This is a genomic window from Polyangium sp. 6x1, assembly GCF_029946515.1.
GTDB lineage: Bacteria > Myxococcota_A > Polyangia > Polyangiales > Polyangiaceae > Polyangium.
This window is the reverse complement of the sequence record NZ_JARZHH010000117.1, coordinates 1-20,286: the sequence shown is the minus strand read 5'-3', so window position 1 is coordinate 20,286 and position 20,286 is coordinate 1. Positions and strand designations below refer to the sequence as shown.

Sequence of the window (20,286 nt, the reverse complement as noted above, 5' to 3'; positions counted from 1 at the left end):
CGCGCGCTCGTGCCCGCGCAAGGCGCGCAAGCCGCGGCTCCCGACGCTGCCGCCGCTGCGCCCGTGCCCATGCCGCCCGCCGGTGTCCCGCTCGTCGCGCCCCCGGGGCCGCTTCCGGCGGCCGCGCCCGCGCCGGTCCCGCAAGCGCCGAGCGTTCGTCGGGTGAAACTGCGCGTCCTCGGCAACCCCGAGGCGGCCGCGTACTTCCTGCGCGGCGGGCCCGGGATCGTCGAGGTCCACGTGATGGGCGGCGTCGTGCACGTCGGCTACACGGGCACGGAGACGAAGATCGCGGAGATGGTGACCCACCTCGTGCATCGCAACATCGGCATCGTGGGCGTGGAGCCGGAGAGGAACGAGCTCGAGCGCATCTTCCTCGAGGTCACGCGCGGAGACGTCCAATGAGCGCGCAGACCGGCACGCAAGCGCCCGCGGGCAACGGCTCGCGCCTGCGCCGCCTGCTCGACGATCCGAACCCGATCTGGATCCGCGAGCTCCGCCAGTCCGCGCGCCTCGTGCGCACGCCGATCATCCTCTGCGTGCTCTCGATCCTGGCCACGCTGGCGATCGCCTCGATCGGCGGCCTCGTCTCGATCAGCGAGAGCCCCGCGACCACGGGGTACGTCCTCTTCCAGGTCTTCTTCTCGCTCGCGTATTTCGTGGTGACGTTCGTCGGGCCCGCGGTCGCGGCGAACGCGATCGCGTCGGAGCGCGAGGGGCGCACGTGGGAAGCCGTGATCCTCACGGGCCTCCGCCCCGCGGTGATCGCGCGCGGAAAATTCCTCGCCGCGTACACGTCGATCAGCATGTACGTGGTGATGCTCGCGCCCGTCGGCGCGCTGCCGTTCCTCTTCGGCGGCGTCACTGCGACCGAGACGATCGTCGCGTTCGGGTTCTTGTTCCTCATCGCGGGCCTCGCGGTCGCCTTCGGGCTCGCGGTCAGCTCGAAGATGAACAGCCTGCGCGCCGCGCTCGTGGTCACGTTGATCTGCGCGGTGATCGTCTCGCTCAACGTCTACGGCTGGTTCGGCGTGGGGCTCTCGGTGACCGCGCATCACGCCTGGCCCGGCGTGCCGGAAGGACCGCCGGTCTGGCTGCCGACGGCGTACGCGCGCGCGCCCTTCGACCTCACGTACGTCCTCTGCTTGATCCTCCTGCCGATCGTCGCGACGGCCCTGCCCGCGTGGTTCCTTTACGAGGTCACGGTCGCGAACCTCACGAGCATCACGGACGATCGCTCGACGGGCCTGAAGCGATGGTTCCTCGTGTCCGCGCCGCTCTTCGCGATCTGCGCGGCCGCGCCCGTGGCCGCGGTCGACGCGTCCGACATCGACGAGGCCGCCGTCGCGGGCCTCTGCGCGCTGCTCGTGTTCTTGATGGGCTCGGTCTACCTCTTCCTCGGCGACTCGCTCGGGCCTTCGCGGCGCGTGCGGCTGCACTGGGATCGGAAGGGCGTCGGCCGGATCGGGCGTCTGCTCGGGCCTGGGATCCTCGGCACGTCGATGATGCAGCTCGGCGTGGCGGCAGGCGCGTTCACCCTCACGGCGGGCGCCGGGATCGTCGTCCAGGCCCTCACCAAGCGGAGCACCGGGGGCACCGCCCTGGGAATCCTCCTCGTCGCGCTCTACGCGGCCTCGTTTTACCTGTTCTCCGTGGGGTTCGGCGCGTTCTTGCGAGCGCGGTCGAGCGCCACGCTGCTCGCGCGGGTGCTGCTGCTCGCGGTGCATTTCCTCGTCGCGGTCGGGCCGTGGGTCGTCGCTGCGATCGCGGGCATCTTCGCGTCGCCGTCGGGCCGCAGCGCCCTCATCGTGGCCGCGCCCTCGCCGCTCTACGTCTTCGTCGCGATCGACGCGGTCGGTAGCAGCGGCGAGGAGATGCTCGTCGCGGCCTCGGTGCTCGCCTCGGTGGCGTGGAGCCTGCTCGGCGTGCTGTTCCTCGCGCTCGCGCGGAGCCGCGTGGCGCGCGTCATCACGGCGCACGAGGCAGCGCTCGGCGAGAGCGATCGGATCCTCGCCGAGGAGGACGCCGCGGCGGTGCGCGCGATGGAGGAAGCGGCGGCCGCGGCGGCCGTCGCGCCTCCGGCCGAGCCCGAGCCCGCGCCCGCGGGATGAGCGAGGGCGCGCCGGTCTGATCAAAGCTCCGAGCAGAGCGAATCGCCAGGGGGGCACCCCCGTCGCGGCGCCGAGCCCAGCGGCCGGGGCGTCATGCCGGGGGTCAGCTCCACGAGGTCGAGCAGGTTCATGAAGCGGGCCCGGTGCCCGCCCGGATCCGCGCCGAGGCCCTCCTTGGCCATCTTCCGCACGTCCTCGATCGTCAGGTCGCCCTTGAACGGCGAATCCCGCAGGATCAGGCCGAACGCCGCCACCGCCTCGGCGAATCGAAAATCCGTGCTCACCTGCGCATTGTCGTCGAGGAGCGGCACTTCGATCTCCCGGCTCGTTTGTCCCGACGCATCCTTGTACAAGACCCGCAGCGTCAAGAGATAGGGCACGGGCGGCGCCTCCGAGCCCCCCGAGTCGTCGGGCCTGGGTTCGAGCTCGTAGAGCGCCGTCACCGCGTGCCCGGCGTACAGATCGACCGGGCCTCTCCAGCCGTCCAGGAACTCGCGCTCCGGGCCCGTCCGATCCTCATTGCCGATCAGCCGGAATGACCGCACGTACTTCGTGCTGAAATCGACCTCGACCCGCACGTCCCTCGCGATCGGCGTGCGCGGCCCGAGGGCCTCGTCGACCAGCGCCTTGCGCGCGTCGTTTGGCCCGCCGATCGGCGCGAAGCTCCCTTTTCCCTCCTCGGCCAGGGCCTTCAAGGTTTGTCCCGCCGCCCCGTCCATCGGACCGAAGCCGAGCGTCGACAGGGAAATGCCCCCCGCCGCCTTCTCCCGGACGATCGCCGCGAGCCGACCCTGCTCCGGCCCCGCCGCGAATTGGTCGTCCGTCGCGAGGAAGACCCGGTTCACGCCGCCGTCGACGAAATGTGCCTGGGCCTCCTTGAAGGCTCGCTCGATGGAATTGGGTGAATAGGCTGTCGGGCTCGGCTCGAACCGGTCGATCGCGGTGAGGATCCGGGGTTTGTCGTCGCCCGGCGTCGGGGAGAGCCAGGGATCTTGCGAGGGGCCGCCGTATTCGATGAGCGTCACCCGATCTCGCGCGTCGAGCCGCGAGACCACCCTGCGCAGGGCGGCCTGGAGGAGCGGCAGTTTGTCCGGGTCCTTGGCGAACCCCGGCGACTTGTCGATCACGAAGACCAGGTTCGCCGCGGGGCGCCTCGTGGAATCGAGCGGCGCTGCCTTCAGCGAGAGGCGCACGAGGTTGTGCGAACGGTTCCACGGCGCGACGTCGACCTCCGCACGGGCGGTCAGCGGCTCTTCCCCGGACGGGGGCGGGTCTTCGTACGCGAATGCATTGACGAGCTCGTCGACGCGCACCGCGCTCGGCGGCGGCCTCCGCGCGGCCTCCTCGATGTACCGCTCGACGAGCGAATACGAGGCCGTGTCCACGTCGAGGGGAAACGCCGCGCGCGCGATGCTCGTCGTGTAGACGAACGGGTTCTCGTCGGCCCGCGGCTTCGAGCGCGCGGTCAACCTGCGGGGCTTCGGGGCCCTCCAATCGCCCTGTTTGCTCTGACGCGCCCGCTCCTCCTGGAGGGCTCTCAGGGCTTGTCGCCGCGTCGCCTCGTCGATCTGCGTGTCGTCCTTCCGGGGCGCCTTCGCCTTTTCCTTCTCCTTCGGCTGCGGCGCGAGCGCCTCGAGGTCGGGCATCACTTGCTCCTCCCCGGGCCGGATGTCGTGATGCTGGTACATCACCACGTGGAACGAAGCGGCCACGAGCGCGACGGCCGCCGCCGCGAGCCACATCGGCCGAAGAGAACGCTTCCGGAGCGGCGCTCCCTTGGGTTTGTCCGTCCCGCGCGTTGCCTCCTCCAGCGCCTTTCGCTGCGCTGCTGGCAGCTCCTTCGGCGCGCGCTCCGCGAGCCCTTCGCGCAGCATGTCGGCCGTCATGCGCAGGGCGTCGATCTCCGCGCGGATCTCCGGATCGCCATCGATCGCCGCCTCGATTTCGCGCGCTTCCGTCTCGTCGAGCTCGCCGAGCACGTACGAGAGCAGGCGCGGATCGTCTTTCGAGAGCGTCATCGGCTCCTCCTCTCGGCTTCGCGGTCCTTCTTCTCCACCTGCTCGCGCAGCGCGCGCAGCGCCGTATGCAACAAGAAACCCACGTTCGAGACGCTCGTCCCGAGCACCTCCGCGATTTCCTGGTAGCTCAGGTCGCCGCTGAATTTGAGCAGGACCGCCTCGCGTTGTCGCTCCGGCAGGGTATCGAGCGCGCCGAGGACGCGGCGCATCGCCTCCCGGCGTTCGAGGGCCTCCGCGGGCCCGGGTAGATTGTTCGGCATGACCTCGTCCACCTCCGCGACGGCCTCGACGTGCCGTTTGTCGCGCCGAACATCGAGGGCCCGGTTTCGGCAGACCGTGAACAGCCAGGCCCGGAGATGCGGCTCCACCGCCGCCCGATCCTGGTTGCACAAGCGCAGGAACGTGTCCTGCACCACGTCGGCCGCCTGAGCGGATCCCACGATCGCCGCGGCGTACCGAAGCAAAGGGGCTTCGTAGCGCGAGAGCGCGAGAAGGACCCAGTGGCTCGTCGGTTCGCTCGGCATGGGCGCGAAAGTCGTGTCGTTCGCTCGAAGAACGTGGGGGCGGGAGGTTTCTTAGAGAAAAAAAGATCGGGTCGGGTGGGTCGTCTCGGGCGGCTTCTCGCCGGGCGCGGAACGGGGTAGGGGCTCCTCATGTCCGACACCTCCCCGGCGCGCGACGAGGGGACGCGCAAGAAGCGCTCGGCGTCGTGGGCCTATGTGCTCCTGGGCGTTCTCGTCGCGATCTTCGTCGTGCTCCGCGTGATGATCCAGGTGTACAAGGTCCCGTCCGGGGCGATGTTACCCACGCTCGTGCCCGGCGACTACGTCTCCGCGATGCGTGGCGGCGAGGTGCATCGCGGCGACGTGATCGTCTTTCCGTTCCCGGAGAACCCGGATCAGCTCTTCATGAAGCGCGTCATCGGGATGCCGGGGGACGAGATCCAGTTCGTGGACGGGCGACCCATCCTCAACGGCGCCCGCGTACCGCAGTGCCGCGTGGGCCGATACGAGTGGGACCATCGGACGTACGAGCTTTTCATTGAATGGCTCGGCGGCCACGCCTACGGTGTTCTGCTCGACGGACCCGTCGACGGCGGGACGTGCGAGAAGGACAGCGATTGCGACGGGATCCAATCGTGCCGGGGCGGGATCTGCGGGATCGTGCAGGGGCCGTGGCGCGTGCCCGAGGGGGAGGTGTTCGTCGTCGGCGACAATCGCATGAACAGCCACGACTCACGGAGCTGGAGGGGCGGCGTCGGCCGCGGCTTGCCGATGTCCACGGTCACGGGGCACGTGCGCTTGATCGTGATCGGCGGTTTTTCCGAGCGCAATGCGGCGTCCGTGGAGGGGCCGCCCGTCCTGCCGGCCGGCGCGGCGTCGCTCGGGCCTGCGATGGAAAAATGCTTGAAGGAAAAACCTTTGTCGCCGTGATGCTCCGGGCCCCCGTCAGAGCGACTTCAAGTATTCGATCAGGTCGGCCCTGTCGCCGGGCGACAGGTTCAGGCCGAAGACGGTCTCGTAGTGGGCGACCACTTCGTCGAGGTCGGCGTAGCGACCGTCGTGATAGAAGCCGCCTTTTTTTCGCGTGAAGAGCCCACCGAGGGGTGTTGTCCGGTAGCGCTCGTCGGGTGAGCGGTTCGATTGAAAATCGTCGATCCCGATCTCGTCCGGCGTGTGCATGTTCCACCCGGGCTCGGTGAAGATCGGTGGCACGTGGCAACGCGCGCAATCCCCCCGCTGCGGGTCGTTGAAGACGTCCTTGCCACGCATGGCTGCCGCAGGATTGAAGGTGTTGGGAGGTGGCTTCGGCGCCTCGAGCGCGAGCTGGTAGAAGTGCAGATCCGCGAGCTTCGGCGTGATGCGGTCCACGGGGTCGCGGACATCGTCGAAACCATTGGCCGCGGCGATCGGGAACTTGATCGGGTCATCGAGACGTGCGTCGGAGAAAATGCCTTTCCCTCCCATCTCGAGATTCGCGACGAGCGCGTTCCAGTGCGTGACCGAGCCCCAGCCCGTATACGTGTGCAGGTTGACGCCGGCGAGGCCAAACGCCGCGGGGAGGAGCGTGGCCGCCGGTCCTCCGGTCGCGTTTTGGGTCTTCCCATCCAGGATCAGCTCGGCGTCGAATTTCCCGACGCCCCAGCCCAGGAGCACCCCACGCAGCTCGGCCTCGGTGATCCCGATCAGGTTGGCGAGCGGCGCCACGGTGGGCGCCGAGGCGATGATGGCGCCCACGTTCAGATCGCGGTTGGGCCAGCCGTCCAGGCGCTTGCCGATGCCAGCCATGAGGGAGTCGTCCACGGTCGAATGGCAGAGGGCGCATTGAATGCCCACCGAGACGAGCGTGTCCTTCTCGAAGAACCCGGTCACGCCGACCACCGCGTTCAACTTCAGCAGCGCGAGCGTGGTCGCCGGGGACTCGAGGTCGACCTTGCCCTTTTTGATCTTGTCCTGGAGCGGCTTGGGCAATGCTTCGACGTCCACCTTGAGGCCGAGGCCGAGCACCTGGACGGGCGTCAGCGTTCGGATGGTCTCGTGCAAATGAAGCTGGTCGCCCCAGAACGCCTCGTCACCGAAGGTATCGAACCGGAAGGTTTGTCGACCCTTGTGGATGGCCACGCGGGCGTCCTCGACGACGGGGTCGTCCTTGCTGCCGACCGGCTGCGGTGCCTCGTCGATGGGCTCGGTCTCACTGCGCTCGCAGCTCGAAGCTGCGGCGATCGTCGCCGTGACGAGCACGGCTGCAAGTGTATTCCAACGCATTGCAGTCACCTCTTTCGCCGACCTCTTCACATGAGGACGGGATCCGACGTGCACGCCTGCGCCCGGCCGTGTGCGATGTTCACGGCGGCTCTCTGGCAGTCCCGCGACGTCATCCAAGGTTTTGCACGCGAGGTCACATTGCTACCAGGCACCTATCCCCGCAAAAGGGTACGGGCAGCGCCCTATGCGCGCGCTTGACGCTGGCGCATGTCAGCGCCGCGGATGCAGGATGGACGCGCGGGTTCTGCGGGGCGTTCGAGGCATTCCCTCGGCGTTAGTCTCGACGCCGCCTTCGCGCGACGGCGGTCCCCACACCCACGGCGACCATGGCGAGCCCGAGCCACGGCGCGGCGCGGTCGCCCACGGCGGAGCACGAGCATCCCTTCACCGCGACGTCGTCGCCGCCATTTTCGTCGCCCCCTGCGCCGCTGCCCGCGCCGCTGCCGCCCGCGCCGCTGCCCGAGCCAGCCTGCGTCCCGCCGATGCAGACCTTGGTGGGTGTACACGTCCCGCCCATCGGACAGGCGCCCGCGGCGTCGCAGGCGCTCGTCACGTTCGTTTCGGCGGGCGGCGCGCCGTCGCCGACCCATCCGCCCGAGCAGCCGATTTGCTCGATGCAGAGCTGTTTTTCCACGCACGTGCCGCCGCCCTCGCAATCGGCGTCGGTCGCGCAGGAGAGGGGCGCGCAGTGCGGGGGGCCGTGGCAGAGCGAGCCCACGCTCCCCTCGGTGCAGTCCGTCGGCGGATCCGAGAGGACGTCGGCGGACGCGGGGGCCGCGGCGAGGAGCGCGGCGGCCGCGAAAAGCAAGAGATGTGATCGCATGAAGGAAACCCTCCTCGGGATACGGTACCGCCGCGGAGGGCACCTTTCCAAGCGAAACGCGAGGACGCTTCCCCGCGCGCTTCGAGATGCGGTAGGCTCCCGCCATGGACGTCGCCACCCTGATCGCGCGGCAAGAGCGCGGCGAGCCGCTCGATTTCCTGTTCTTCTGGGGCCATACGCCGAGCAAGGACGGGAGGCTCGGTCCGTTTTGCTTGAGCCAATGGTATCCCGCGCCTTTCGTCGTGCGCGGAGAGCGATACCCGGCGGCCGAGCATTTCATGATGGCCGAGAAGGCGCGGCTCTTCGGCGACGAGGCAACGCGCGCGAAGATCCTCGCGACCGAGGATCCGGGCAAGGCGAAGGCGCTCGGGCGCGAGGTGCGTGATTTCGACGAGGCGCGCTGGCGCGAGCACCGGTTCGGCGTCGTGGTGGAGGCGAGCCACGCGAAGTTCGGCCAGAACGCGGCCCTCGGCGATTGGCTGCTCCGAACGGGTTCGAAGGTCCTCGTCGAGGCGAGCCCGAAGGACGCGATCTGGGGCATCGGGCTCGGCGCGTCGGATCCGCGCGCGACGGACCCTCGGGCCTGGCCGGGGCTGAATTTGCTGGGGTTTGCGCTGATGGTGGCGCGCGAAGGGCTTGCCGGCGCGGCGCGCCCTCGATAGGCTCGCCCTCGAGGCAACGTGCGCGGCTGATGAGCAGCGAGAGCGAAATCGAGCTTCCGGTCAAGACGGGCGACGTGCTCGCCGGGAAATATCGCGTCGATCGGGTGCTCGGCGTGGGCGGCATGGGGGCCGTCGTCGCCGCCGAGCACACGGATCTCGAGCAGCGGGTGGCCATCAAGTTCATGCTCGAGGCCGCGGCCAAGAACGAGGTCGGCAAGAAGCGCTTTTTGCGCGAGGCCCAGGCCGCGACGAAGCTGCGGAGCGAGCACGTCACGCGCATGCTCGACTTCGGCACGCTCGACGATGGCGTGCCGTACCTCGTGATGGAGCTGCTCGAAGGCGAGGACCTCGACGCGAGGATCCGCGCGGCCGGCAAGCTCCCGATCGAGGAGGCTTGCGAGATCGTGCTGCAGGCTTGCGAGGCGCTCGCCGAGGCGCACGGGCGCGGCATCGTGCACCGCGACATCAAGCCGGCGAATCTCTTCGTGACCCGGCGGTCCGACGGGAGCCCGGCGGTGAAGGTGCTCGATTTCGGAATCGCGAAGCACCAGGATGCAGCGGCCATCGGCGGCACGGCGCTCACGCGCAGCAACGCGCTGCTCGGCTCGCCGATGTACATGTCGCTCGAGCAGTTCCGCGCGGCGCGGGAGGTCGACGCGCGCAGCGACATCTGGTCGCTCGGCGTCGTGCTTTACAAGGCGTTCACCGGGGTGATGCCATTCGTCGCCGATTCGCTCGGCGCGCTCATCATGGTGCTGATGACCGAGGATCCGGAGCCGCCGGGCCGCCACCGCGAGGATCTGCCGGCCGCGCTTGGCGAGGTCGTGCTGCGTTGCCTGCAAAAAGACCCCGCGGATCGATTTCAGAGCGTGGCCGAGCTCGCGGACGCCCTCGCCCCGTTCGCCCCCGAGCGGTCGCGGCCCTTGCTCGGCCGCATTCACGCGCACCTCGCCGGGGCGCGCGACGCGGGGAGCGCGACGCCCGAGACGGCGGCCGGGAACACCGGAAATACCTCGCCCGGACAAACCACGGGCTCGTCGCTCCGAAAAAAGGAGGGCTCGTCGGGGGGGACGACGGGCGACGGGGCGCGGCCGAGCGAGGTGGGCGAGCGGGTTTCGGGGCCGCCGATGGGGAAGACGGCGGCGACGTGGTCGCAGACCCAGCCGGGCGCGCCGTCACGATCGGGGAAATGGTTTGTCCTGACAGGCGTGGTCGCTTTGCTCCTCGGCATCGTGGGGACGCGATGGCTCGGGGGCCGCGAGGAGAAGGCCGTGACCGCGGAGCCGCCGCGGCCGCCGGAGATCGAGGTGCCCGCGCAGGCCCTCTCGGCGGCGATGCCCGCGCCGAGCATGGTCGTCGCGCCGGCGCCGACGCCCGAGGTGATCGTGGCGCCTTCGAGTGGCTCTGCAGCGCCTTCCGCGAGCGTGGTGGCGCCCAAGGTGGCGGCGCCCGTGAAGACGGGCGCGACGAAGCCCGCGGCGACCCAGGCGCCGAGCGCGGCGCCCACGTCCGGCCAGGTCCCCGATTTCGGAGGCCGGAAATGAAGAGACGCGCCGCCGGGCTCGTTCTGGCCGTGGCGCTCGTCGGCATGCCGCGCCTGGGGTTTGCCCAGCAGGGCGACGTGGCTGCGGCCGAGCACCTCTTCAAGGAGGCGCTCGCGCTCATGGAGAAGGGCGATTTCGAGCATGCGTGCCCGCGGCTCGCGGAGAGCCACAAGCTCGATTCGGGCGTGGGCACGCTGCTTTACCTCGCGGATTGTCAAGAAAAACTCGGCAAGCTTGCGACCGCGTGGGCCACGTTCCTCCAGGCGGCCGACGCGGCGCGCCGGGCGGGTCAACCGGAACGGGAAAAGATCGGGCGGACGCGGGCGGAAGCCCTCGAATCGAAGCTCTCGCGCCTCGTCATCGAGGTCGCCGATTCGATTCCGCGTGAGGGCCTCGTCGTGCGCCGCGACGGACTCGGGGTGGCGCCCGTCCTGTGGAACAGCGGCGTGCCCATCGATCCGGGCACGTACAAGATCGAGGCGAGCGCGCCGGGGAAAGTGCCCTTCTCCACGTCCGTGGTGATCGAGCGTGGGTCCACGACGACGACCGTGACCTTGCCGCCGCTCGAAGACGTGAAAATCGAGCCGCCGCCGCCGAGGCCCGAGCCCGTGAAAGCGCCTCTGCCGCCGTCTCCGCCGCCGCCGCCGCCTCCGCCTCGGCTGAAGCCCCAAGGCATCGGTCCGCTCGGGATTGCGGGCATTGCGGTGGGCGGCGCGGGCTGGCTCACGATGGGCGCGTCGCTCGGCGTGGGGTTCATGGCGCGCGCGCGGTTCAACGAGGCGGCGCCTCTCTGCGACGCCACGTATTGTGATCGGGAGGGCGTCGCCCTTCGCAAGGACGCGATGGATCTCGCGGGCGTCGGGACGGCGATTTTCGTTCCGGGCGCGATCCTCACGGCCGCGGGCGCCGCGCTGCTGGTCGTTTCGCTCGCGACGCGAGGTCCGTCGGACGCGGCGCCGAAGACGAGCGCGACGTTGGCGATGGGCCCCGGGGGGATCTTCGCGCGAGGGATGTTTTGATGCGGGTGCGTCCTGCCAACCTTGTTTTCGTCCTCGGGGCGCTCGGGTGCGCGAGCGCGACCGGATGCGCCTCGGTCTTCGGCATCGAGGAGGGCATGCTCCGCCCGAGCATCGAGGTCTCCGGTTCGATCGGCCAGGATACGACGTGGTATGCGGATCAAACCGCGATGCTCACCGGATACGTGGTGGTCGAGCCGGGCGCGACGCTCACGATCGAGCCGGGGACGCGGATCCTCGCCCGGACGGAGGCCGGGATCCTGGTGAAGCCGGGCGCTCGTATCGTCGCGCGCGGCACGAAAGAAGCGCCGATCGTCTTCACGAGCGCCAAGGCCGAGCGCTCCGAGGGGGATTGGCGCGGCCTCATCCTCTGTGGTCGCGCCCCGATCAACGGCGCGCCCAGCGGCCGCCCGATGGATGTCCTTCCCCCCGGCATCAAGGCCACCTGCGGCGGGACGGCCGAGGACGATAGCAGCGGCGAGATCCGATTCGTGCGGATCGAGTTCGCGGGCCGAGACGACGGATTGCAGGGGTCGCCGGGCGGGCTCCGCCTGGAGGGCGTGGGCAGCGGGACGGTCATCGACCACGTGCAGGTGCACCGCACCGAAGCCGACGCCATCGATCTGCGCGGAGGGACGGTGTCGGTGAAGCACATCCTCGTCACGGGGTTCGAGGACGACGGATTCGATTGGGCGCTCGGCTGGCGCGGCAAGGGTCAATTCATCGCCGTCGTGATGGGCGACATGCAGGGCGACACGTGCATCCAGGCCGGCCAGGGCTCGAGCGACGCCGAGGACGGCGCGGGATCTGCGCCTTCGGATCCCTTGCTGTACAACGTGACGCTCGTCGGGATGGAGGACCAGTTCGGGCCGAACGTGAAGCTGCGGGGCGCGACGCGGGGGCGGATGTTCGACATGCTCGTGGCGAGGGCGGGGACGTCGAGCCTCGGCATCGAGGATACGCCGACGCACGAGAATGCGAACGCGGGTCTGCTCGACATCCGCCATTCGATCCTGGCGAGCGACGACAACTTCACGGACGACGATCCCGATTTCATGGAGTCGGACTGGGCCATGGATCCGTCGCGGGAGAATCGCGCGCTCGAGGCGGAGGAGAGTGGTTTGCCGCCGTTCACGAGCGGCCCGGTGGATCTGTCGCTCCCGAGCGGCGCGCCGGGGCTCACGGGCGCGATCGCGCCGCCGGACGATGGGTTCTTCGATCCGGCCGCGCTCTTCGTGGGCGCCTGTGGCGAGCTGTGTCCGGAATTCGAGGGGTGGACGGCGTTTCCGGAGCGGTGAGATGTGGTAGAGTGCGGGCATGTCGGATCCGGCTCGCACGGCGAAGCGTCCGAAGACGTGGGAAGATCTGGAGGACGTGCCCGAGGGGTTCGTCGGGGAAATCGTCGATGGCGAGCTTGTTCTTGTGCCTGTGCCGAACCCGCCGCACAGCCGAGCCAGAACGAGGCTGATGACGATCCTCGGTGGCCCGTTCGATCTGGGCCGTGACGGGCCAGGCGGATGGGTGGTCCGGAGTGGGCACATCCAGTTTGGCGAAGAGGTCCGGAGGCCCGATCTGGCTGCATGGCGGGTGGAGCGCTTCGAACAGCTGGACGACGGTCCTTTCACCGCCGTGCCCGACTGGATCTGCGAAGTCGTCGAGAAAGCGTACGGTCGAACCGACCGGGTGGAAAAAAGCAGGCTCTATGCCAAACACGGCGTTCGTCACTACTGGATCGTGGATCCAGCGATAGAGACGCTCGAAGTGTACCGGCTCGAGGGCAAGACATGGGTCGTGGCTGGGGCGTTTGGCGGGGATGAATGCGTTCGGCTCGAGCCCTTCGAGGCGATCGAGATTCAGCTCGCCTGGCTCTGGAAGGACCGGCCTTTTCAGCCTTCGACGGCCACCCCCTGACCCTCACCCCCGCCGATACATCACATCCGTCCGGAGCACGTATTTCGTCCCCTCGATCACCGGCGCTCCCCGGTGATACATCGGGTGCGAGAACACGAGCGCCATTCCGCGCCGCGGCGCCACGCGGATCTCGTCGTCGGCCACGAACCTGAAATCCGTCGTCCCGCCGGCGCAGTCTTCATTCAGGTAAAATATCAACGTGAGCAAGCTCTGCTCCTCCCGCGTGCGGATGAACGCGCCGTCCATGTGCCAGTCGAATTGCTGGCCCGGCGTGTAGCGGTAATACCGGAATCGCTCGTTCAATCCCACCGGGCGATACGCGCCGAGCTGCGCCGGCACGTGCGCCGCGACCCGTGGCCAGAGCTCGGCCGCGAGGGGCGGGTCGTCCTGCATGACGCGCCGGTTGTTGCGGATGTCCGGCGCCATCCGGAACTTGTTCGGGCCCACCGTGATCGGCGCGTCCGTGAAGCCGTGCGCCTCGGCGCGCCGGATGAGGTCGTCGCACTCCGTGGGGGCGAGGACGTTCGAGAGCGTGAAGAGCTCCCGGTCGGTCGCGAGCAGGTGTTTCTCGATGGCGTTCATGCCGGACACCATGCGGCCGCGCTGGGCGGCAGGACAGGGCAGAACCGGGCAGGAACCGGGCGGGCCCCGCGGTGGACAGGAGCGCCGCCCGGAAGGATGATGCGAACCGCGAAATGGCGCAGCGGTTCCATCACGAGGCCTTGCTGCGGGCGCGCCTCGAGCTCGAGCTCACCCAGGAGGAGCTCGCAGCCTCGGTCGGCGTGGACGTGCGCACGTACCGCCGGTACGAATCCGGCGAGGTGAACGAGGGCGGCTTCTCGGTCCGCCAATCCGCGCGGCGAAAGCTCCTCGAAAAGCTCTCGGCCGAGCTCGGGATCGCCGCCGCCGATCTCGTGGTCGAAGCCGATCCCGCGCCCGCCCCGGCGAACACCACGCCCGCGCCGAGGCTCTTTCCGCCCGAGCACGTGCACACGCTCCAGCGCGCGCCGCATTTCGTGGGGCGCGAGGACATCCTCGAGGAGCTCTGGGCGTGGGCGTCAGCGCCCGCGCAAGGCAAGGGGCCCGGCGTGGTCGCGCTCGTGGGCGTGGGCGGCGCCGGGAAGACGGCCATCGCCGAGCAGCTCCTCACGCGGATCGGGGACGCGCCGCGGCACGGCGGGCTCTTCGTGTGGAGTTTCTACGACGACGAACGAACCGAGGCGTTCCTCGGGCACGCCGCGCGGTATTTCGCGGGGGCGGAGCCGCAGGCGGGGGAGCGGCTGGAGAAGCTCTTGCTGGCGCTCGGGAGTGGGGCGCCGCACCTCGTCGTGCTGGATGGCCTCGAGACCGTGCAGGCCGCGGGGGGCGCCTCGCGTGCGCACGGCGAGCTCGAAGATCCGCTGCTCCGGCGCCTGCTCGTGGCGCTCGCGCGCGGGCTCGGGGCGGCGCGGGCGCTCGTCACGTCGCGGTTTTTGCTGGGGGATCTCGCGCCCTGGGCAGACGCGGGCGTGCGCACCGTGAAGCTCGGGCCGCTCTCGTCGACCGACGCCGAGCGATTGCTCCGGTCGTGGGGCGCGGACGGGGACGGGGAGGCGCTCGCGCGGGTCGTCCGCGCCTCGGGCGGGCATGCGCTCTCGCTCGCGGTGGCGGGCTCGTATGCGGGCGCGTTTCTCGGCGGAGACCTGCGTCCGCTCGATGCCGACGGCCTCGCCGAGGCCGCGCGCGACGATCCGCTGGCCCGGCGCCTCGCCCGGGTCCTCGCGGCCTATGCGGCCGCATTGCCCGACGCCGAGCGGGACCTGCTCGCGCGCCTCTCCGTGCTCTCGGCCGGCGCCGACGAGGACGCGCTCCTCGCGCTCGCCTCCGCCTCCCCGCGCGTGGCGGGCGCGCTCGCCGGGGCCTCCGCGGACGCCGTTCGTCGCGCCCTCGCCCGCCTCGAACGGCTCGGGCTCGTGTTCCGCGCCGGGGGTGAGCCGCCGCGGTGGTCGTCGCATCCGTTTGTCCGGGACCATTTCCGCTCGTTGCTCCCGGTCTCGCCCTCGGCCGTGCAGGCGGCCATGACGCCGCCTTCCGAGGGCACCTTGATCTTCGCGCCCCGGCAAAAGCCCCGGGACCGCGGCCGTCTCGACGCCGTCGAGGAGGTCCTCCGGACCCTGCTCGACGCGGGCCAGCCGACCGAGGCATACCGGGTGTATTCGCAGACCCTCGGCGGCTTCTCGCACCTCGGGCTCGTGCTCGGCGAGATGAGCCGCGGCGCACGGATCTTGCGAATGTTTGGCGAGACAACCAATCCGGGATCCCCTGCCGCCTCGCTTGCATTGGGCTTTCGTTCCGCAATGTTCTATGAGCGCGGGCTGTATGCCGGGGCGCTCGGGGATCTCGCGTTCGCGAAGCGCTCCTACGAGGAGCACAATGCGCTCGTCGAAACGGCGTCCGAGATGTCGCACCTCGTTACAGGACTGCGTACCTTGGCGTACACCGAGCGGCTCGCCGGGGCGCTGTCGGCGGCGCGGGCGCACGTGTCGCGATCGCTCGCGCTGGCGGAGTCGGCCGGGCTCGGCACGCACATGGCCCGAGGAATCGCGCTCTCTGCGTCGATCGCGCATGACCTCGGGGACGTCGAGGCGGCGCGCGCGGGGTTTTCGCGGCTCGCGGCGATGGGGGACGCGCGGGTCGCTCGGCGCGGGCTCTGGGAGGCCGAGCATTTGCTCGCGCTCGGGCAGCGGGTGGAGGCGGCGGAGATGACCAAGGCGAACGTCGCCGCCTGCGAGGGCCTCGGCTGGGCCGGGCACGCGGCGCACGGGCACGTGCTCCTCGGGCTCGCCGTGGTGGACGAGGATCCGGCGGAGGCGGAGCGCCATCTCCGCGCGGCGCGGGCGTGGGTCGCGGTCTCCGGCGAGGTGGAGATGGCGGCGCGCGTGCACGAGCTGACGGCGCGCATCGCCCTTTCACGCGGGGCGCTCTTCGAAGCGGCGCGGGAGGCGCTCGCGGGCGAGCAGCTCGCGGAGGCTTGTGGGCTCGGCCTGTTCCGGGCGCGGCTCCTCGCGCTCGGGCTCGAAATCGCGCTCGCGCGGGGCGACGAGGAGGCGAGCGCGCGGGCCAAGGACGCGCCGCGTCGCGTCCTCGACGAGGACGCCTGGGGGCGCGCGGACGTCTTGCATTGGGCAGGGCTCTGCCTCGCGACGGCGGGCGAGGCGGAGCTCGGGAAGCGGTATCTCGAAGAGGCGCTCGTTTTACGGGACCGGATGGGACATCCCGAGCGGGAGGCGACACGCGAGGAGGTGTGCCGATGCTGACCTTCCGTCGACTACGGACACGAATGTTCGCGTTTTGCAGGCCGCCAGGATTCACAAGCATCCAGGAACGCCACTATCCTTGTAAGGCCCCCGGATTGTCGACGAGTGCGCCTGCCGCGCGGCATCCCCACGCCGAGCCTCGGGGAACGACGACCGCGCCTCGACGCGGCGTCGATCCCGACCCCCACGACACGCCTCGAGCGCCGTCGCGATCCGAAAAAACCTGCGGGGCAACCAAGATCCTTTCCCCCTCGACGGAGGAAACCATGAGACGTCTCGCTTTCGCGGCGCTGTTTGCATCAATCTTCGCCGCACCCGCCCTCGCTTCCGCGGATCCTCCCAGCAGCGCTTCGCGGCCGTACAGCCTGCAATACGCCACAACGCCTTCCCAGGTCAGCATGGATGCGAACGGCCTTTCGCTGGCCTCCACGCACGTGCAGAACGCGGTGAACGCCGCCAAGATCGACGGGGCCGTGCTGCTCGTCGCGCGCCACGGCAAGGTCGTGCTCCACAAGGCGTACGGCCGCCGCGACGGCAACTTCGCCGGCCCCGTCGCGCAGAACCCGGCGATGCCCAAGGACGGCATCTTCGATCTGCAGTCGATCACCAAGATCCTCACGGCGTTCGTGGCGATCGACCTGCACGACCACAACTGCCTCGACCTCTCCGATCCAGTCGCCTATTACCTGCCCGAGTTCGCCACCCCCGCGAAATCGGGCGTGCTCGTGGGCGACCTCGTGCGGTTCACCTCGGGCCACTCGATCGACGCCGCCGCGTCGCTGCTCGGCGATTCGGATCCGTGGAGCACGATGCTCGCCGAGAGCCTCGCCTATACGCCGAGCACGGCGGTGCTCTACAGCGACCTCGCCTATCGCCTGCTCGGACGCGTCGTCGAGGCGGCGGGCGGCGCGCCGCTCGACGTGCTCGTGAAGAACCGGATCTCGACCCCGCTCGGGATGAAGGACACCGCCTGGCGACCGCTCGTGAACATGTCGGCGAAGTCGAGCCGCTTCGTCGGCACGGGCTACTCGACCTTGCGCGAGCCGAACGGCGCGCCCCGGTACATGCGCGGCGAGGTCGCCGACGAGCAAGACTACTGGATCGAGGCGGACGGGCATGGCGTGACCGGCTGTGACGGCGCGTTCTCCACGGCGTGGGATCTGGCTCTCCTCGGGCAGATGTTCCTGAACCGCGGCGCGCGTGTCGTGGGCAATACGGTCTATGGCTACTGCACGCCGTGGCTGTGGACCTGCGGCATCGAACTGCTCGCGTCGCCGTATCTCGTCGAGGGGATGATGTCGCTCCAGTCGAGGGACGGCTGGGGCTCGCCGCTCGGCATCTCCGGCGCGACGTCGAGCTGGCTCGAGGACCTGCTCTTCGCGAACAAGGGCCACGGCTGGGAGCTCGCGGACCCCGATCCGGGGGCCCACGTCGTGACGGGCCTTTACTCTTCGCCGTACGCGGTTTCGAAGATCGGCGGCGCCGGCACGTTCCTCACGGTGGACCCCGATCCGTCGCGGGACCTCGTGATCGTCCTCCTGACGAACCACGGCCTGCCGTCCCAGGTCGGGCCCGACGGCATCCAGGTCGACGCGAGCGGCAACCTGCTCTGGCCGGGATACGAGAACATGCTCGGCGCGATCCAGCCGAACGTGGTGAACGACCTCGTCCAGCTCTCGATCACGGGGCCGTGACCGAGCCGTCGGGGGCGAGCGGCCGCGGATCCGGCGCTCGCCCCTCGATTCGTCTCAGGGTTTCACTGCGGAACCGGGTAGCAGCAGCCGGTGATGCAGGTCTCGCCGGCGGGGCAGGGGTCCTGGCCGGGCTGGCCGCACTTCTCGACGCCGGCCGGGCAGAATTGCTCGACGCAGCCGGGCGGCAGGTTCGGTTTGCCGATACAAACCTCGCAGACCTCGCAGGTGTTGAGGCACGCCATGACCTGCGTGCACGGCTTGCACTTCGACGGGTCGTTCAGCGTGTTCGCGTTGCAGCTCCCCGTGCCGGCAGGGTTCTCCGAGCCGAGCCAGACCGTGTAATCCAGCCCGGGCATGGCGCAGCAGCCGAAGCAGTCGCAGCCGTTCGGCGTGAGCGGGCCGCAATAATCGAGGCACGTCTGCGATTGCGTGGTGTACGCCGTGGCGCACGTCCCGTTGTACCCGGCGATGTTCGCGTTCGGGTTGTACGCGCACTGGCTGCCCTCCGGCGGGTAGTTCGGCGGGGCCTCGAGCATGTCGCACTTGTGGCTCCAGTAGCAATCGTCGTTGCCCGCGCCGGTGTCCTGATCGAAATAACAGTCGGACTTGCAGGGCGAGTTGTTCTGCCCGGGGATGCCGCCGTAGAAGCTGTTCTCGGTGTTGTCGCAGGGGCCGAGGCACTGGTCGTCGGCCGAGTCCGTCTTGCAGTCGCCGTCGTTGTCGATGCAGTCGCCGCAGGCGTACGTCTTGCCCTGGCACGTCGCGACCTGGCAGAAGTTGCCGCAGCCGCCCTGCGCGGGGTTACACGTCTCGCCGCAGCCGCAGAGGTTGTTGTTCGGGATGCCCTTGCAGGTGTCGAGGATCGGATCGCAGACGTCGCTCGTGCAGGGGATGCCGTCGTTGCAGACGGGCGCCGAGCCCGGGTTGCAGCCGGAGGCCGAGCAGGTCTCGGCGCCATTGCAGAAGACGCCGTCGTCGCAGATGTAGTCCTGCAGGTAATGCACGCACGCGCCCGCGGGCTCGGTGCACGCGTCGTACGTGCACGCGACGCCGTCGTCGCAGTTGACGGCCGCGCCGCCCATGCAGCCGACGAGCGGGTTGCAGGTCTCGATGCCGTTGCAGGTGATGCCGTCGTTGCAGACGTTGTTGTTCGGCACGTTCGAGCACGCGCCCGTCTGCGGGTTGCAGGTGTCGACGGTGCACGGGACGCCGTCGTTGCAGTTGACCGGGGCAGAGGCTTTGCAGACGACGTCGCAGTACTCGATGCCGTTGCAAGCGTCGCCGTCGTCGCACTGGGCGTTCGTCGTGCAGGGCTGGGCGGTCGTGCAGCCGCCGATGAGCGGGACGCAAAGCTGGCCCGCGGGGCACTTGCTGCTGTCGGCCGAGGAGCTGCAGGTGCCCGACGGCTCGTTGCAGACCTCGTTCGTGCAGTCGACGCCGTCGGACGCGCAGACCACGGGCGGGCCGGCCTTGCAGCCGGTGCCGGCGGCGCCGCCGGCCGGGTCGCAGACCTCGACGCCGGTGCAAGCGAGGCCGTCGCTGCAAGCCGCGTCGTTCGGCGCGAACACGCACTTCTTTTGCGCGTTCGAGCAGCTGTCGACCGTGCAGGAGAAGTTGTCGTTGCAGACGACCGGGCTGCCCGCCTGGCAGCCGAGGCCGACCTCGCACGTCTCGACGCCGTTGCAGAAGACGTTGTCGTCGCAGGCCGCGTTGCTGGGCGCGTGCGCGCAGGCGTCCATCGCTTCGTTGCAGGTGTCGGCCGTGCAGGCGAAGCCGTCGTTGCAGTCGACGGCCGTGCCGGGCTTGCAGCCGGCCACCTTGTCGCAGGTCTCGGCGCCGTTGCAGAACGCGCCGTCCGAGCATTTGCCGTCGTTCTCGACGTGCTTGCAGCCGCCCGTGACCTGATCGCAGAAGTCGTCGGTGCACGGGACGCCGTCGTCGCAGTTGAGCGGCGTGCCTGCCTTGCACCCGAGCACGCCGCACGTCTCGACGCCGTCGCAGGCGATGTTGTTGTCGCAGAGGGCGTCGTTCGGCGTGTTCATGCAGCCGTCGAACTGCTCGTTGCACGTGTCGACGGTGCACGAGATGCCGTCGTCGCAGGGCGATCCCGAGCTCGGCGTGCACCCGGTGCCGGCTGCGCCGTTCGCGGGGTCGCAGACCTCGGTGCCGTCGCAGAACGCGCCGTTGTCGCAGAACGCGCTGTTCGGTACGTGGACGCATGCGCCGGACGCGCACGCGTCCGCGGTACACCCGATGGCGTCGTTGCAGTCGGCGTCGTTCACGCACGCGGGGCCTCCGCCGGCGCCGCCGGAGCCGGCCATCATGCCGCCGCTGCCGGGCATGCCGCCCATGCCGCCGCTGCCGGGATTCACGCCGCCGGCGCCGCCGCTGCCGGCCATCACGCCGCCCGCGCCGCCGATGCCGCCCGAGCCGCCGATGCCGCCGG

15 protein-coding genes and 1 pseudogene are annotated in these 20,286 nt (G+C 69.8%); 10 read left to right on the top strand and 6 right to left on the bottom strand.

The genetic code is table 11. The annotated features are described in order from the left end of the window. Together QHF85_RS47390 and QHF85_RS47385 are read left to right on the top strand one after the other, a co-directional pair. Positions 1-405, top strand: a pseudogene (locus QHF85_RS47390) (ABC transporter ATP-binding protein); the annotation flags it as partial. After that, positions 402-2,111, top strand: a complete 1,710-nt coding sequence (locus tag QHF85_RS47385) for an ABC transporter permease (RefSeq protein ID WP_281334145.1) — start codon at positions 402-404, stop codon at positions 2,109-2,111. The pseudogene QHF85_RS47390 and the gene QHF85_RS47385, both read left to right, overlap by 4 nt. 20 nt (positions 2,112-2,131) lie before the next feature. On the opposite strand, the gene QHF85_RS47380 is transcribed toward QHF85_RS47385, so the two are convergent. Together QHF85_RS47380 and QHF85_RS47375 are read right to left on the bottom strand one after the other, a co-directional pair. After that, positions 2,132-4,129 carry a von Willebrand factor type A domain-containing protein gene (locus tag QHF85_RS47380; protein WP_281334144.1) on the bottom strand — a complete coding sequence of 666 codons (1,998 nt, stop codon included), beginning with the start codon at positions 4,127-4,129 and terminating at the stop codon, positions 2,132-2,134. Further along, positions 4,126-4,653 carry a sigma-70 family RNA polymerase sigma factor gene (locus tag QHF85_RS47375; protein ID WP_281334143.1) on the bottom strand — a complete coding sequence of 176 codons (528 nt, stop codon included), beginning with the start codon at positions 4,651-4,653 and terminating at the stop codon, positions 4,126-4,128. Before QHF85_RS47375 ends, QHF85_RS47380 begins: the two co-directional genes overlap by 4 nt. 129 nt (positions 4,654-4,782) lie before the next feature. Here QHF85_RS47375 and lepB point away from each other — a divergent pair, with 129 nt between their 5' ends. Continuing rightward, positions 4,783-5,562, top strand: coding sequence for a signal peptidase I (lepB, locus tag QHF85_RS47370; protein ID WP_281334142.1), 780 nt, complete (start codon positions 4,783-4,785; stop codon positions 5,560-5,562). Between the two features lie 15 nt (positions 5,563-5,577). Here lepB and QHF85_RS47365 read toward each other — a convergent pair whose 3' ends face one another. After that, positions 5,578-6,894 (bottom strand): hypothetical protein, encoded by a 1,317-nt coding sequence (locus QHF85_RS47365; RefSeq protein WP_281334141.1) that lies wholly within the window; start codon positions 6,892-6,894, stop codon positions 5,578-5,580. Between the two features lie 274 nt (positions 6,895-7,168). Then, a complete protein-coding gene (locus tag QHF85_RS47360) occupies positions 7,169-7,717 on the bottom strand; it encodes an MYXO-CTERM sorting domain-containing protein (protein WP_281334140.1) in 549 nt (182 codons plus the stop codon). 104 nt (positions 7,718-7,821) lie between these two features. On the opposite strand from QHF85_RS47360, the gene QHF85_RS47355 reads away from it, so the two are divergent. From QHF85_RS47355 to QHF85_RS47335, 5 genes are read left to right on the top strand one after another with little or no spacing between them, the layout of a single operon-like run. Then, positions 7,822-8,379, top strand: a complete 558-nt coding sequence (locus QHF85_RS47355) for an NADAR family protein (RefSeq protein WP_281334139.1) — start codon at positions 7,822-7,824, stop codon at positions 8,377-8,379. A gap of 29 nt (positions 8,380-8,408) precedes the next feature. Further along, complete coding sequence (locus tag QHF85_RS47350; RefSeq protein ID WP_281334138.1) at positions 8,409-9,923, top strand: serine/threonine-protein kinase; 1,515 nt, start codon at positions 8,409-8,411, stop codon at positions 9,921-9,923. Continuing rightward, a complete protein-coding gene (locus tag QHF85_RS47345; protein WP_281334137.1) occupies positions 9,920-10,942 on the top strand; it encodes a hypothetical protein in 1,023 nt (340 codons plus the stop codon). Before QHF85_RS47350 ends, QHF85_RS47345 begins: the two co-directional genes overlap by 4 nt. 5 nt (positions 10,943-10,947) lie before the next feature. Then, positions 10,948-12,237, top strand: a complete 1,290-nt coding sequence (locus QHF85_RS47340; RefSeq protein WP_281334136.1) for a hypothetical protein — start codon at positions 10,948-10,950, stop codon at positions 12,235-12,237. 19 nt (positions 12,238-12,256) lie between these two features. Then, a complete protein-coding gene (locus tag QHF85_RS47335) occupies positions 12,257-12,850 on the top strand; it encodes a Uma2 family endonuclease (protein WP_281334135.1) in 594 nt (197 codons plus the stop codon). Between the two features lie 3 nt (positions 12,851-12,853). On the opposite strand, the gene QHF85_RS47330 is transcribed toward QHF85_RS47335, so the two are convergent. Continuing rightward, positions 12,854-13,432 carry a 2OG-Fe(II) oxygenase gene (locus tag QHF85_RS47330; protein WP_281334134.1) on the bottom strand — a complete coding sequence of 193 codons (579 nt, stop codon included), beginning with the start codon at positions 13,430-13,432 and terminating at the stop codon, positions 12,854-12,856. A gap of 113 nt (positions 13,433-13,545) precedes the next feature. On the opposite strand from QHF85_RS47330, the gene QHF85_RS47325 reads away from it, so the two are divergent. Together QHF85_RS47325 and QHF85_RS47320 are read left to right on the top strand one after the other, a co-directional pair. After that, positions 13,546-16,146 (top strand): AAA family ATPase, encoded by a 2,601-nt coding sequence (locus QHF85_RS47325; protein WP_281334133.1) that lies wholly within the window; start codon positions 13,546-13,548, stop codon positions 16,144-16,146. A gap of 266 nt (positions 16,147-16,412) precedes the next feature. Beyond that, the gene (locus tag QHF85_RS47320) at positions 16,413-17,840 is read left to right on the top strand and encodes a serine hydrolase domain-containing protein (RefSeq protein ID WP_281334132.1); all 1,428 of its coding nucleotides are present in this window, start codon (positions 16,413-16,415) and stop codon (positions 17,838-17,840) included. A gap of 62 nt (positions 17,841-17,902) precedes the next feature. Here the strand turns inward: QHF85_RS47320 and QHF85_RS47315 are convergent. Further along, on the bottom strand, positions 17,903-20,286 hold a 2,384-nt coding region (locus tag QHF85_RS47315; protein ID WP_348652823.1), incomplete at its 5' end, for a hypothetical protein.

Bases quoted from the DNA above. Each gene is read 5' to 3' on its own strand.
- QHF85_RS47385 (WP_281334145.1), top strand. From the start codon at position 402: ATGAGCGCGCAGACCGGCACGCAAGCGCCCGCGGGCAACGGCTCGCGC.
- QHF85_RS47380 (WP_281334144.1), bottom strand. From the start codon at position 4,129: ATGACGCTCTCGAAAGACGATCCGCGCCTGCTCTCGTACGTGCTCGGC.
- QHF85_RS47375 (WP_281334143.1), bottom strand. From the start codon at position 4,653: ATGCCGAGCGAACCGACGAGCCACTGGGTCCTTCTCGCGCTCTCGCGC.
- lepB (WP_281334142.1), top strand. From the start codon at position 4,783: ATGTCCGACACCTCCCCGGCGCGCGACGAGGGGACGCGCAAGAAGCGC.
- QHF85_RS47365 (WP_281334141.1), bottom strand. From the start codon at position 6,894: ATGCGTTGGAATACACTTGCAGCCGTGCTCGTCACGGCGACGATCGCC.
- QHF85_RS47360 (WP_281334140.1), bottom strand. From the start codon at position 7,717: ATGCGATCACATCTCTTGCTTTTCGCGGCCGCCGCGCTCCTCGCCGCG.
- QHF85_RS47355 (WP_281334139.1), top strand. From the start codon at position 7,822: ATGGACGTCGCCACCCTGATCGCGCGGCAAGAGCGCGGCGAGCCGCTC.
- QHF85_RS47350 (WP_281334138.1), top strand. From the start codon at position 8,409: ATGAGCAGCGAGAGCGAAATCGAGCTTCCGGTCAAGACGGGCGACGTG.
- QHF85_RS47345 (WP_281334137.1), top strand. From the start codon at position 9,920: ATGAAGAGACGCGCCGCCGGGCTCGTTCTGGCCGTGGCGCTCGTCGGC.
- QHF85_RS47335 (WP_281334135.1), top strand. From the start codon at position 12,257: ATGTCGGATCCGGCTCGCACGGCGAAGCGTCCGAAGACGTGGGAAGAT.
- QHF85_RS47330 (WP_281334134.1), bottom strand. From the start codon at position 13,432: ATGAACGCCATCGAGAAACACCTGCTCGCGACCGACCGGGAGCTCTTC.
- QHF85_RS47325 (WP_281334133.1), top strand. From the start codon at position 13,546: ATGGCGCAGCGGTTCCATCACGAGGCCTTGCTGCGGGCGCGCCTCGAG.
- QHF85_RS47320 (WP_281334132.1), top strand. From the start codon at position 16,413: ATGAGACGTCTCGCTTTCGCGGCGCTGTTTGCATCAATCTTCGCCGCA.